This window comes from Lelliottia sp. WB101 (assembly GCF_003051885.1).
GTDB lineage: Bacteria > Pseudomonadota > Gammaproteobacteria > Enterobacterales > Enterobacteriaceae > Enterobacter > Enterobacter nimipressuralis.
The window spans coordinates 895,258-908,576 of the sequence record NZ_CP028520.1 but is presented as its reverse complement, the minus strand read 5'-3'; the positions used below and the strand labels follow the sequence as shown (position 1 = coordinate 908,576).

General features: G+C 57.2%; 14 protein-coding genes. 10 read left to right on the top strand and 4 right to left on the bottom strand.

Going from position 1 to position 13,319, the window contains the following annotated elements:
* The first annotated feature begins 8 nt into the window (after positions 1 to 8).
* The 5 genes from DAI21_RS04270 (at position 9) to DAI21_RS04250 (ending at position 4,177) form a co-directional block, all read left to right on the top strand.
* The gene (locus DAI21_RS04270) at positions 9 to 1,625 is read left to right on the top strand and encodes an alpha-glucoside-specific PTS transporter subunit IIBC (protein WP_149044997.1); all 1,617 of its coding nucleotides are present in this window, start codon (positions 9 to 11) and stop codon (positions 1,623 to 1,625) included.
* On the top strand, positions 1,622 to 2,944 hold the full coding sequence (locus DAI21_RS04265) for a 6-phospho-alpha-glucosidase (protein WP_100778264.1): 1,323 nt from the start codon (positions 1,622 to 1,624) through the stop codon (positions 2,942 to 2,944). The genes DAI21_RS04270 and DAI21_RS04265 overlap by 4 nt, the downstream gene beginning before the upstream one ends.
* Positions 2,945 to 3,021: 77 nt before the next feature.
* The gene (locus DAI21_RS04260; RefSeq protein WP_100778263.1) at positions 3,022 to 3,369 is read left to right on the top strand and encodes a YidH family protein; all 348 of its coding nucleotides are present in this window, start codon (positions 3,022 to 3,024) and stop codon (positions 3,367 to 3,369) included.
* Positions 3,359 to 3,715: a DUF202 domain-containing protein gene (locus DAI21_RS04255; protein ID WP_107702572.1), complete on the top strand. Its 357-nt coding sequence runs from the start codon at positions 3,359 to 3,361 to the stop codon at positions 3,713 to 3,715. Before DAI21_RS04260 ends, DAI21_RS04255 begins: the two co-directional genes overlap by 11 nt.
* A complete protein-coding gene (locus DAI21_RS04250) occupies positions 3,716 to 4,177 on the top strand; it encodes a regulator (protein WP_129035795.1) in 462 nt (153 codons plus the stop codon). It abuts the gene before it with no gap.
* Here the strand turns inward: DAI21_RS04250 and dsdA are convergent.
* Positions 4,163 to 5,464, bottom strand: coding sequence for a D-serine ammonia-lyase (dsdA, locus tag DAI21_RS04245; RefSeq protein WP_107702571.1), 1,302 nt, complete (start codon positions 5,462 to 5,464; stop codon positions 4,163 to 4,165). The two genes, DAI21_RS04250 and dsdA, sit on opposite strands and share 15 nt — an antisense overlap.
* 17 nt (positions 5,465 to 5,481) lie before the next feature.
* Positions 5,482 to 6,819 carry a D-serine transporter DsdX gene (gene dsdX, locus DAI21_RS04240; RefSeq protein ID WP_102105110.1) on the bottom strand — a complete coding sequence of 446 codons (1,338 nt, stop codon included), beginning with the start codon at positions 6,817 to 6,819 and terminating at the stop codon, positions 5,482 to 5,484.
* Positions 6,820 to 7,034: 215 nt separating this feature from the next.
* Here dsdX and dsdC point away from each other — a divergent pair, with 215 nt between their 5' ends.
* Positions 7,035 to 7,961: a DNA-binding transcriptional regulator DsdC gene (dsdC, locus tag DAI21_RS04235; protein ID WP_100778258.1), complete on the top strand. Its 927-nt coding sequence runs from the start codon at positions 7,035 to 7,037 to the stop codon at positions 7,959 to 7,961.
* 86 nt (positions 7,962 to 8,047) lie between these two features.
* Positions 8,048 to 9,136: a glycoside hydrolase family 5 protein gene (locus tag DAI21_RS04230; RefSeq protein WP_100778257.1), complete on the top strand. Its 1,089-nt coding sequence runs from the start codon at positions 8,048 to 8,050 to the stop codon at positions 9,134 to 9,136.
* Here DAI21_RS04230 and emrD read toward each other — a convergent pair.
* Both emrD and tisB read right to left on the bottom strand, forming a co-directional pair.
* Positions 9,039 to 10,223 carry a multidrug efflux MFS transporter EmrD gene (gene emrD / locus DAI21_RS04225; protein ID WP_107704216.1) on the bottom strand — a complete coding sequence of 395 codons (1,185 nt, stop codon included), beginning with the start codon at positions 10,221 to 10,223 and terminating at the stop codon, positions 9,039 to 9,041. The genes DAI21_RS04230 and emrD overlap by 98 nt on opposite strands.
* 230 nt (positions 10,224 to 10,453) lie before the next feature.
* Positions 10,454 to 10,543, bottom strand: coding sequence for a type I toxin-antitoxin system toxin TisB (tisB, locus tag DAI21_RS04220; protein WP_100778256.1), 90 nt, complete (start codon positions 10,541 to 10,543; stop codon positions 10,454 to 10,456).
* A gap of 524 nt (positions 10,544 to 11,067) precedes the next feature.
* Here tisB and ivbL point away from each other — a divergent pair.
* From ivbL to ilvN, 3 genes are all read left to right on the top strand, one after another.
* Entirely contained in the window at positions 11,068 to 11,166 is a 99-nt protein-coding gene (gene ivbL / locus DAI21_RS04215) for an ilvB operon leader peptide IvbL (protein WP_100778255.1), read from the top strand.
* Positions 11,167 to 11,268: 102 nt separating this feature from the next.
* A complete protein-coding gene (ilvB, locus tag DAI21_RS04210) occupies positions 11,269 to 12,957 on the top strand; it encodes an acetolactate synthase large subunit (protein ID WP_100778254.1) in 1,689 nt (562 codons plus the stop codon).
* A gap of 3 nt (positions 12,958 to 12,960) precedes the next feature.
* A complete protein-coding gene (gene ilvN, locus DAI21_RS04205) occupies positions 12,961 to 13,248 on the top strand; it encodes an acetolactate synthase small subunit (protein ID WP_100778253.1) in 288 nt (95 codons plus the stop codon).
* The last annotated feature ends 71 nt before the right edge of the window (positions 13,249 to 13,319 follow it).

Here is a 13,319-nt window from a genome sequence, read left to right as displayed (position 1 = left end):
ATTTAAAGATGCTCAGTCAAATACAACGTTTTGGCGGCGCCATGTTTACCCCGGTGCTGTTGTTCCCTTTCGCAGGCATGGTGGTCGGAATTGCCATCATGCTGCGCAATCCGCTTTTTGTGGGCGAGGCCTTAACGGCACCCGATCATTTATTTGCCCAAATCGTCCACATCATTGAAGAGGGCGGCTGGGCGGTCTTTCGTAATATGCCGCTGATTTTCGCCGTCGGTTTACCGATCGGCCTCGCCAAACAGGCGCAGGGCCGGGCCTGTCTGGCGGTGCTGATTAGCTTCCTGACCTGGAACTACTTTATCAACGCAATGGGCATGACCTGGGGTCAGTTCTTTGGCGTGAACTTTATGGCCGAGCCTACCGCGGGAAGCGGACTGGCGATGATTGCCGGGATCAAAACCCTCGATACCAGCATTATCGGCGCGATTGTGATTTCCGGGCTGGTGACCGCCATCCACAACCGCTATTTCGATAAACAGCTGCCGGTATTTTTAGGCATCTTCCAGGGCACCTCGTTTGTGGTGATCATCGCCTTCTTCGTGATGATTCCGTGCGCCTGGCTGACGCTGCTCGGCTGGCCAAAAGTGCAGATGGGCATTGAGTCGTTGCAGGCGTTTTTACGCTCCGCCGGGGCGCTGGGCGTGTGGGTGTATACATTCCTGGAGCGCATTTTGATCCCAACGGGCCTGCACCACTTCGTCTACGGTCCATTTATTTTCGGCCCGGCGGCGGTCGAGGGCGGTATTCAGGTGTACTGGGCGCAGCATTTGCAGGCGTTCAGCCAGAGCACGTTACCGCTGAAAACCCTGTTCCCCGAAGGCGGCTTTGCGCTGCACGGTAACTCGAAAGTGTTTGGCTCCGTTGGGATTGCGCTGGCGCTCTGGTACACCGCCTCGCCGGAAAATCGCGTCAAAGTGGCGGGGCTGCTGATCCCGGCGACGCTGACCGCAATGCTGGTGGGGATCACCGAACCGCTGGAGTTTACCTTCCTGTTTATCTCGCCACTGCTGTTTGCCGTTCACGCGGTCCTCGCCGCGACCATGGCGACCGTGATGTATATCTTTGGCGTGGTCGGCAATATGGGCGGCGGTCTGCTTGACCAGTTCCTGCCGCAGAACTGGATCCCGATGTTCCACAATCATGCCTCCATGATGTTCACCCAGATTGGCATCGGCTTGTGCTTCACCGCCCTCTATTTCCTGGTCTTTAAGACGCTTATCGAACGCTTCAACCTGAAAACCCCGGGCCGTGAAGAGAGCGAAATCAAACTCTACAGCAAAGCGGATTACCAGGCCGCGCGCGGGCAAACTACCGTTGCGGCGAACACCAGCTCTGGCCAGGCGGCTGCCTATCTGCAGGCGCTGGGCGGCGCAGGCAATATCGAAAGTATCAACAACTGCGCCACCCGGCTGCGTATCGCCCTGTTTGATATGAGCAAAACGCAAAGTGACGACGTTTTCAAAGCCCTTGGCGCCCACGGTGTGGTGCGTCGCGGCAATGGTATTCAGGTGATTGTTGGGCTGCACGTCCCACAGGTGCGCGACCAGCTTGAATCTCTGATGACCCCTTCTTCTACAAACCCATCATCCACCATGACAGAGGCTGTATCATGAAAAAATTCTCAGTTGTTATCGCAGGCGGCGGCAGCACCTTCACTCCTGGTATCGTCCTGATGTTGCTGGCGAATCGCGACCGCTTCCCACTGCGTGCGCTCAAGTTTTATGACAACGACGGCGCACGTCAGGAGACCATCGCCGAGGCGTGCAAAATCATCCTGCAGGAGCAGGCGCCGGATATCGAATTCAGCTATACCACCGACCCTAAAGCCGCGTTTACCGACGTGGACTTTGTGATGGCGCATATCCGTGTCGGCAAATACCCGATGCGTGAGAAGGATGAGAAAATCCCGTTGCGTCACGGCGTGCTGGGTCAGGAAACCTGCGGTCCGGGCGGGATCTCCTACGGCATGCGCTCCATTGGCGGCGTGCTGGAGCTGGTGGATTATATGGAGCAATACTCCCCGAATGCGTGGATGCTCAACTACTCCAACCCGGCGGCGATCGTTGCTGAAGCCACTCGTCGTCTGCGACCTCACGCCAAAATCCTCAACATCTGCGATATGCCGATTGGCATCGAAGGGCGAATGGCGCAGATCGTCGGTCTGAAAGACCGCAAAGAGATGCGCGTGCGCTACTACGGCCTGAACCATTTCGGCTGGTGGACGTCGATTGAAGATCTGAACGGTAACGATCTGATGCCGAAACTGCGCGAATACGTGGCGAAAAACGGTTATGTGCCACCTTCTGACGATGCCCATACGGAAGCCAGCTGGAATGACACGTTCGCGAAAGCAAAAGACGTGCAGGCGCTCGATCCGGACACCATGCCGAACACCTACCTGAAATATTACCTCTTCCCGGATTACGTGGTGGCGCACTCAAACCCGGAGCGCACCCGCGCGAACGAAGTGATGGATCATCGCGAGAAGCATGTTTTCAGCTCCTGCCGCGCCATCATCGAAGCGGGGAAATCTTCCGCCGGTGAGCTGGAAATCGATGAACATGCGTCGTACATCGTCGATCTCGCAACGGCTATTGCGTTCAACACTCAGGAGCGGATGCTGTTGATTGTGCCGAACAACGGGGCGATTCATAACTTCGACGCCGATGCGATGGTCGAAATTCCTTGCCTGGTCGGGAAAAACGGCCCTGAGCCGCTGACCGTGGGCGATATTCCACACTTCCAGAAAGGGCTGATGGGCCAGCAGGTGGCAGTGGAAAAACTGGTGGTCGACGCCTGGGAAGAGCGCTCCTACACCAAACTCTGGCAGGCGATTACCCTGTCTAAAACCGTGCCAAGCGCTTCGGTTGCCAAAGCCATCCTCGATGATCTGATTGAGGCCAACAAAGATTACTGGCCAGAATTGCACTAATCCCGCCGACCGGCATCCCAGATGCCGGTCAATTTACGCTATGCTGAAGCCTGCTTGCGGTACGACAAGGAGCCTTCATGAAAATTTCCCAGCTGGGCGAAGCGCCTGACTATCGGTTTTCCCTCGCCAATGAGCGCACATTTCTCGCATGGATCCGCACCGCGCTGGGGTTTCTCGCCGCAGGCGTCGGGCTGGACCAGCTCGCACCAGATTTTGCCACGCCGCTGATTCGTGAAGTGCTGGCGCTGCTGCTGTGTCTGTTCGCCGGTGTGCTGGCGATCTACGGTTATCTGCGCTGGCTGCGCAATGAAAAGGCGATGCGCCTGAAACAGGATATGCCCTACACGCGCGGCCTGCTGGCGATCAGCGTGATATTGCTGGCCGTCGCGGCAGCGGTCATGGTGCTGGTGTTCTATGGCGGATAGCCGCAAAGCGCGGCGGGAAGCCGACCCCGGCCTGCAGCCCGAGCGCACATCGCTGGCCTGGCTGCGCACGCTGCTGGGCTACGGCGCGCTGATCGCACTGGCGATTAAACACAACTGGCACCGCACCGGTCTGCCGTTCTGGGTCTCGATTGTGGTGCTGGCGCTGGTAGCGGCTCTTCTCTGGCGCTACACCCGCAGCCGCAACCTGATGGACGTGAATCACAACGATTTCGCGCAGCCCAAAGCAGTGCGTGACAAATTCTTGATCTCTCTCGCAGTACTCTCCCTCGCATTACTGTTTGCTGTAACACACTTACAGCAAATACTGATTTTTCTAGGGTCGTGAATGACAGGATGCCACGGAAGTACCCGCGTGGTTGTAGTCGATAACTGCAACGCGCGCGAGCCAGGGAAGGTTTATCAAGCGTTACGCCTCAGCGGTAACAAAAACGTCCATTTTTTGCCACAGACGGCGGGTGAAAAGCCCGTAACGCCGGAGGTGTGGGGCGAGTTCTTAACGCAGATTTTTGCGATGTGGGTCCGGCAGGATATCGGGGAGATCTCGGTGCGCCTGTTCGACGACACACTGGACGGCTGGTGTGGCACCGCGCTGTGCCAGAAGAAAGGGCTGCTGAAATGCCAGACGTGCGCAGGACGGCGGTTATGCACGTCGGCAAATGACGACGTGCTGTGTCAGGGCTATCTGGCGTTCTATGACTACAGCGCACCCTTTATGAAAGTGATGCGCGATTTGAAAAAGCACAACCGCTCGACGCAAGAGCTGATGACGCTGTTACGGCAGACGTGACGGACGGCCTTTCGCCAGATATTTTGCCATCTCCGCTTCTGGCACCATCCCGCCGCCCGTTGCCCAGACGAGGTGGGTCGCATTGGCTGAAGAAGGGACACGCACCGGCCCGGCCATACCTGCCAGCGCCGATGGCTCCAGGCGAATGCCCTCTTCCTGCGCCAGCCAGCCCAGCATGTCGTACATGCTCTGATCGGACAGGGTGTAGAACCCGTCCAGCAGACGCTCCATTGCGCGGCCGACAAACCCGGACGCGCGTCCCACCGCCAGACCGTCTGCGGCCGTTAGGTTATCGATCCCCAAATCCTGCACCGCAATTTCATCGTGCAAACCGGTATAAACACCCAGCAACATGCACGGCGAATGGGTTGGCTCGGCGAAGAAGCAGTGAACATGGTCGCCAAAGGCTAGCTTAAGGCCAAACGCGACGCCGCCAGGGCCACCGCCCACGCCGCACGGCAGATAGACATACAGGGGATGATCCGCATCCACCACGCGCCCTTGTTCAGCAAATTGGGCTTTCAGACGCTCACCCGCCACGGCATAACCCAAAAACAGGGTGCGAGAGTTTTCGTCGTCGATAAAGAAGCAGTTGGGATCGCTCTCGGCAGCCTTGCGTCCCTGCTCCACCGCCACGCCGTAATCTTGTTCGTACTCCACCACTTCAACGCCGTGGCTGCGCAGTTTGGCCTTTTTCCACTCGCGGGCGTCGGCAGACATATGCACCGTCACCTTAAAGCCAACGCGGGCGCTCATGATGCCAATCGACATCCCCAGATTACCCGTTGAGCCAACGGCAATGCTGTACTGGCTGAAAAAGGCTTTGAAGCGCGGCTCCAGCAGGATGCTGTAATCGTCTGTCAGCGACAGCAGCCCCGCTTCCAGCGCCAGTTTTTCGGCGTGGGTCAGCACTTCATAAATCCCGCCGCGCGCTTTGATAGAGCCGGAAATCGGTAAATGGCTGTCTTTTTTCAGCAGTAAATTTCCGTTGATCGGCGTGGCAAACTCCTTCGCCAGGCGCTGCTGCATGGCGGGAATGGCCACCACGTCTGATTCGATAATGCCGTTTTTGGCCGCGGTTTCCGGGAACGCTTTCGCCAGATAAGGCGCAAAGCGGGCCAGGCGGGCGTGGGCATCCTTCACATCCGCCTGCGTCAGCCCGACATACGGCAGCCCTTCGGCAAGCGTGGTGGTGCGCGGGTTAAACCAGGTGGTCTCTTTCAGCGCCATCAGATCCTCTACCAGAGGATATTGGGCGATTAAGGTGGTGATGTTTGCGTTTTCCATAGTACGTCTCTTCGCGCTTAGATAATGAAAGAAAGCAGGAACGTGCAGCCAAGTGCAAGTACCGAGGCGATAAATGTCGCCGTTGTATAGTATTTAAAGGTCTCGTTCAGGGTCGCGCCGCAGTATTGCTTCACCAGCCAGAAGAGAGAATCGGTGACGATCGTGCAGCCAATGGCGCCAGAACCGATGGCAATGGCGATGATCTCCGGGCTGACGTTGGGATAGAGCGGCAGCATCGGCGCGACAATCGCCGTGGCCCCCATCATCGCAACCGTGGCAGACCCGACGGCCGCATGGAGAATTAACGCCACCAGCCAGGCCAGCAGAATCGGGTGCATATGCATGTTCGATAAAATCAGCGCCAGCGTATCGGCCAGGCCGCTGGTTTTGAGGATCGCGTTAAACGCCCCGCCCGCCCCGATGATCAACAGGATGTTGGCAATCGAACCAAAGCCCGTTTCCGTGTGCTTGAGCAGCGCGCTCATCCCGATATGCTGACGAATGCCGAGCAGGTAATAGGCCACAAACACGGCGATAAACATGGCGGTGATCGGGTTGCCGATAAATTCCAGCAGCGTGTAGAGCGAGCCGGTTTTTTCCATGTTCAGCTCGGCGATGGTTTTTACCAGCATCAGGCCAATCGGTAACAGCACCGTGAACAACGTGGCGCCCAGCGTGGGCAGCGTATGTTCCTCTCGCACTTTGAGGTCAGAAAACTCCGCCGGAACCGGCTTAAACGGCAGGCGATCGCCGAGGATTTTCAGGAACAGCGGGCCGCCCACCAGAGAGGCCATCAGCCCGACCAGCAGGCCGTATACAATCACCGTTCCCACATCCGCGCCCAGTTTGTTAGTGACAAACAGCGCCGCCGGATGGGGAGGCACCACGCAGTGAACCGCCATCAGCGCCGTACACAGAGGGATTGCCAGTTTCAGCAGCGAAGTCTGCGTCTTTTTGGCGATTGAGAACGCCAGCGGGATCAGCAACACCACGCCCACTTCAACGAACAGCGTGATACCGCAGATAAGCCCGACCAGGACCATAATCACATCGGCGGAGAGCCAGCGGCAGCGCTGGAGCGTCAGTCCGATGCGTTCCGCCGCGCCAGAAACTTCCATCATCTTGCCGAGAATGGTGCCGAGGCCAATCACCGCCGCCAGGAATCCCAGCGTGCCGCCGATGCCGCTCTCGATGGCATTGACCATATCCAGCGGGCTCATGCCCATCATTGCGCCCACGAAGAAGCTCGCAAGCAGCAGCGCCAGAAACGGGTGAAACTTCAGTTTTACGATGGTTAATACAATCAACACGATGCTTGCCAGCAGCGTCGCCACAACCCACATCTGAGATCCCATATCTCACCCCACCCTTAAGTTATCTGCGGCTATTGGACGAAAAAACGGCACCGGCTGACAAACGATATAAATTGCCTTTCAGGTGAGGCAGATTGGATCAAATGAGTGACATTGCTCTAAAAAGCGCACTTTATTCGTCGTTGCTTCACATTAATTCATTCATAACGGATATTCTGAGGGCAGAAATACGAGGCTGAGGGGATAAAAAAACCGCCATGAACGATGCGAATGAGGTCGGCAATCGCCTGTTGAACGGCTGGCAACTGTCAAAAATGTACACGTTTGAAGTGGCGGCCCGTCATGAGTCCTTCGCGCTGGCGGCGGAAGAGCTGTCGCTCAGCCCGAGCGCCGTCAGCCATCGCATTAACCTGCTGGAAGAGGAGCTGGGGATTCAGCTGTTCGTCCGCTCGCACCGCAAAGTGGAGCTGACGCAGGAGGGAAAACGGGTTTTCTGGACCCTTAAATCGTCGCTGGATACCCTGAACCAGGAGATCCTCGACATCAAGAATCAGGCGCTTTCCGGCACCCTGACCGTCTATTCGCGCCCCAGCATTGCCCAGTGCTGGCTGGTGCCGATGCTTGGGGATTTTTCCCGCCGCTATCCGTCGATCTCCCTGACCATTCTCACCGGCAATGATTACCCGAATATGCAGCGAACGGGTATCGATCTGGCGCTCTACTTCGACGATACGCCGCCCACTCAGCTCGCCCATCATTTTCTGATGAACGAGGCGATCCTGCCGGTGTGCACACCGGAATACGCGCGCGAACATGAGTTAATTAAAAACCCAGACAATCTGCGCCATTGCACGCTGCTGCATGACAGACAGGCGTGGAGTAACGACTCGGGAACCGATGAGTGGTTTAGCTGGGCGCAGCACTTTGCAGTGAATTTGCCGCCATCGTCGGGCATTGGTTTCGATCGTTCCGATTTAGCCGTTATCGCCGCGATGAACCACGTGGGTGTCGCCATGGGGCGTCAGCGGCTGGTGCAAAAACGGCTGGATCGCGGGGAGCTGATTGCGCCCTTCGGTGAGAAAGCCCTGAAATGCCATCAGCACTACTACATATCGACCCTTTCGGGCAGGCAGTGGCCGAAAATTGATGCCTTTATCGACTGGCTGAAAAGTCAGGTGGGTTGAAGAATTATTACGCATAGCCTCTACACCAAACCGCGAAAAGCGTGCTAAATACAGCATATTGCTTTCGATTTCTCGCAAGGTTAACCGTGTTAAAGCCCCTGATCGCCGCTGCGCTGATTATCTCCTCTGGCTGGGTGTCTGCCGCTGAGCCACCGCTGACGGCTGCGCGCTACGCGCAGCAGCTCGGGGTGGGCATCGACGTGGACTGGGCGCGCACCGAGCGCGGCATTCGCGAATTCGATCCGCTGGAAGTGCGTGATTTTAAGGCCAAAGGTTTTACCCACGTGCGTATCCGCGTGGCCGGCGAGCCGACGGAAGCGCGCCTGATTCATCTGCGCAAGCTGGTGGAAGCCTGTGAGCAATACGGCGTGATCCCGGTTATTGCCTATCAGGCGGATGAATACAAAAACGACCCGAAAGCGGATAACGAAAAAGAGGTGGTGAACTGGTGGATTGCCGTGGCGCACTACTTCGAGAAAAGCTCGCCGCTGCTCGGTTTTGACCTGATCTACGAGCCGGCGGACAAGCTCAATCACAATCTCGCATCCCTTAACCGTGTCTACGAAAAAGCGATCAAAGCCATTCATGCCATTGATGCCGAACGCATGATTTTCGTCGCTCCGCGCCTGCGCGCGGCACCGGAAGATCTCGGCAGCCTTAAGCTGCCTGCCCACAGCCAGAATTACGTGCTGGCCGAATGGCACATCTTCCCGTGGGGACCGCTCAAGAACAACGGAAAATACCCGTGGACATCAGGCACGGCGGCGGAGAAATCGATGATTCGCAGCCGGATCACCACCGCGTTGCGCTGGCAGCAAAAAACCGGGCATGTGAGCTGGGTGGGCGGCTGGGGCGTGGGTGAATCCAGCCGCGTTACCCCGACGGCACCGCAGATGGCTTTCGCCAGCTTTATGGCCTGCGAACTGCAAAAAGCCAAAATCCCTTACGCCATTAACGCGGATTTCCAGTTTTATGACGGCGAGGAGGGGGCGTGGCGACCAGGGCCGGAACCGCTGCTGCAGGCGATGCTTGCACCGGTGTGTGAAAAGCCCGACGAGAAGCCGGGCCATCATGTGATTAAATCGTCTGCTCGTGATGCGGCTCGCGCGACGCCAGCGGCAGCCAGCACAGTAAAATCAGCAGCCCCATCAGGGTCATCAACAGGCCAAGGCTAGACTGACCCGTCTGCGGCATCATGGCGGAGAGCCAGGCCAGCGCGCCGGAGCCGATGTTTTGCAGGCCGCCCACCAGCGCACCTGCGGTTCCTGCCAGGAACGGGAACGGCTCCATCGCGCCGCTGGTCGCGAGCGGGAAGAGCATTCCCGCGCCGAAGAAGAACAGGGCGGCCGGGATCAGCAGCGTCCAGACGGTCATCACGCCCAGTAAGCCTGGGACCCACATCATCACCCCTGCCAGCAGGCAGCTCATCACCGACTGCCACATCAGCGTGGAAAAACGCTTGTTCGGGCGACCGGCAAACCATGCGCCGAAGAATGCCGCCGGAATCGGCAGAATGAACAGAATGCTCACCACCATGCTGCTTAACCCCAGACCTGCACCCAGCAACACGCCTGAACAGGCTTCAAACACCGCAATCCCCGCCAGGCCGCCAATCAGCATCAGCAGGTAACAGGTGAACGCGCCGTTGCCGAAAAGCGTTTTGTAGTTGGCAATAAGCCTGGTGCGCGGTGCGCCCGTCGGGCGCGTTTCTGGCATCCAGCGCGCCATACTGAAGGTGACGATAATGCACAGAACCAGCAGGAATGCGTAGCAGGCGCGCCACGACCAGATGCTGTCCAGCACGCCGCCAATCAGCGGTGCCAGCAGCGGGCTTACCAGAATACCCATATTCAGCAGGCTGTTGGCATGACGCAGCTGTGTCCCTTCGTACAGATCGCGCGGCAGCGTACGCGCCATCACCCCGCCGACGCCGGTCCCCATGCCCTGCAGGGCGCTGGCGGCAATCAGGATCGTCAGGCTGTGAGTGGTTATGGCGATCACCGTGGCGATCATGAAAATGGTCATCCCGACCAGGATCACCGGGCGACGCCCGACGCGGTCAGACAGCGGACCGTAGAACAGCTGCGAGACGCCGTAAGTCAGCAGATAGGCGGCCATCACGCTCTGCACCGCACCTTCGCGCACGCTGAGCGCTTTCGCCATGTCTGCAATCGCCGGAATATAAATGGTCTGCGCCATCTGACCGACGGCCACCAGTAACACCAGCATCAACAGTAAATTAACGTTCCTTTGCTTTTTCATGTCGCTGAATACTTTTGCAAAAAGAGAGAAATAAAGAATAAGTGACTGCGCATTCCCATAAATGCGCGAGGAATCTACCACAATGAGATGACAATTTAAGCATCTCTGGGGTGAATGATTGAGCAGAAGCAGGCAGGATTTGTAAACGATATCGGCAACTTATGTTGCCAGTGTGCAGATGTTAAAGAGGGGCGGTTGCCCGCCCCTCTTTGGTGCGACTTGACCCTGAATCACCGGAGGTATTTCAGGACAGCGTCAAGCAGTTGCAGTACCGCAACAATGAGTCTCAGGATAAGAATAACCATATCCACGACGCCCATACGCGCCTCCTTCTGGCAGAAGGAGCACGATGCTGGCGTACCTCTCCGCCGCCTGTTGCCAGCACCTTTGTTGACGTAACACAGTGTGCTCATTTGGGGGTTAAGGCACTGACGGCACCACCCGTTTCAGCCAGGACTTCTTTGCGCCGGTGTACTGCTTGCGGCCCCCAATACGCACTGCGAACAAACTCAGTATAGATAAACACTGGATGCATGAACAGTATTTTATCGACAAATTCGGTAGGCTGATCCATACTCATATTCGTCAAAAAAGAGAGCTAAAATTGCGCGTTCGTGGCCGATCGCGTATACTTCTTGCGTTGACGTAACACAGTGTGTTCGCGGAAACCAACCGCAAACCCTGAAAAAAAACCTCGCTCCGGCGGGGTTTTTTGTTTTTATTTCTCTTACAAACGAAACGTGATCCCTGACGCAAATTTGGGTGGATGAAAATATTTCCATTGTCAGGCACCGAATCCTGTGTTTGTATAAATTCTATCAATGATTCTAAACACAGGTCCTCAATGACAACTTCCATGATGGCGTCGACCCTACTAAAAACTGCGCAACCTGCCGCAGTGGTCGTCGTACGTGTGGTGGTGGTCGTCGGCAATGCGCCGTAGGGACTGGATCAACACACGAATCCAAAACCCCGCCGGCGCAAACCGGCGGGGTTTTTAGTTTAAACCTCCCGGAAAGTCGGCTCAGAACAAAAGGACTGGAGCATGGCAAGTTCGGGCACAACATCAGGCAAGACGCGTTTTACGGGCGCGCAATTAATCGTTCACTTACTGGAACGTCAGGGTATCAGCATCGTTTCGGGGATCCCGGGCGGTACGGTCCTGCCGCTCTATGACGCGTTAAGTCAAAGCACGCAAATCCGCCACGTTCTGGCGCGCCACGAGCAGGGCGCAGGCTTCATCGCGCAGGGCATGGCGCGTACGCAGGGCAAACCTGCGGTCTGTATGGCCTGTAGCGGGCCGGGTGCCACCAACCTGGTCACAGCGATTGCCGACGCGCGCCTCGACTCCATTCCGCTGATCTGTATTACCGGCCAGGTCCCTTCGTCGATGATCGGCACCGACGCGTTTCAGGAAGTCGACACCTACGGTATTTCTATCCCCATCACCAAGCATAACTATTTAGTTCGCGACATCGCCGAGTTACCTCAGGTGATCAGCGATGCGTTCCGCATTGCGCAATCCGGCCGGCCAGGCCCGGTGTGGATAGACATTCCTAAGGACGTACAAACCGCTGAAATCGACATCGAAACCTTCCCGGAACCGGGTGGCCGTGCCCCCGCACCGGAATTCAGCGCCCAGAGCGTGCAGGACGCCGCCGCGATGATCAACGCTGCGAAGCGGCCAGTGCTCTATCTGGGCGGCGGGGCGATCAACGCCGCAGAACAGGTGCGTGAATTTGCCGAAAAAGCCAATCTGCCGACCACCATGACCTTAATGGCCCTGGGAATGCTGCCGAAAGCACACCCGCTGTCGCTGGGCATGCTGGGGATGCACGGCGCGCGCAGCACCAACTTTATTTTGCAAGAGTCTGATTTACTGATCGTTCTCGGCGCACGTTTTGATGACCGGGCGATTGGTAAAACTGAGCAGTTCTGCCCGAACGCGAAAATCATTCACGTGGATATCGATCGCGCTGAGCTTGGCAAAATCAAGCAGCCGCATGTGGCGATTCAGGGCGATGTGGGCGAGGTGCTGGCCCAGTTAATCCCCCAAACCCACGCCACCGACAACGCCGAGTGGTGCGATTTGGTTGCCCAGCTGCAGCAGGAGTTCCCGAGCGCCATCCCGACCGAAGGCGACCCGCTGAGCCACTACGGTCTGATTAACGCCGTCGCCTCCTGCGTGGACGACAGCGCTATTATCACCACCGACGTCGGCCAGCATCAGATGTGGACCGCCCAGGCTTACCCGCTGAACCGTCCGCGTCAGTGGCTGACATCCGGCGGCTTAGGCACCATGGGCTTTGGCCTGCCAGCCGCCGTGGGTGCTGCGCTGGCGAATCCGGATCGGAAGGTGATTTGCTTCTCCGGTGACGGCAGCCTGATGATGAACATTCAGGAGATGGCGACGGCGGCTGAAAACCAGCTGGATGTGAAAATCATTCTGATGAACAACGAAGCGCTGGGACTGGTGCATCAGCAGCAGAGCCTGTTCTACAAGCAGGGCGTGTTTGCGGCGACCTATCCGGGGATGATCAACTTTATGCAGATTGCGGCCGGTTTTGGCCTGCACACCTGCGATCTGAACGCCGCCGAGGACGCGCAAGCCGCCCTGCAGGAGGCGATTTCCCGCCCTGGCCCGGCGCTGATTCACGTGCGCATCGATCCAGAACAAAAAGTGTATCCAATGGTCCCGCCAGGTGCGGCGAATACTGAGATGGTGGGAGAATAAGCCATGCAAAAACAATATGATAACGTCATTCTCGAACTCACCGTCCGCAACCACCCTGGCGTCATGACCCACGTCTGCGGCCTGTTCGCGCGCCGCGCATTTAACGTGGAAGGCATTCTTTGCCTGCCAATTCAGGGCAGCGATCATAGCCGCATCTGGCTCCTCGTGAACGACGATCAGCGCCTCGAGCAGATGATTGCCCAAATCGACAAACTGGAAGATGTCACCCAAGTGGTCCGCAACCAGTCCGATCCGACCATGTTTAATAAAATTGCGGTGTTTTTTGAGTAAATCGCTCAAGGCTTGAACGGCAACGCGCTTATCGTTAAGGTAAGCGCGTTTTTTATCCGCCAGGAATGCCA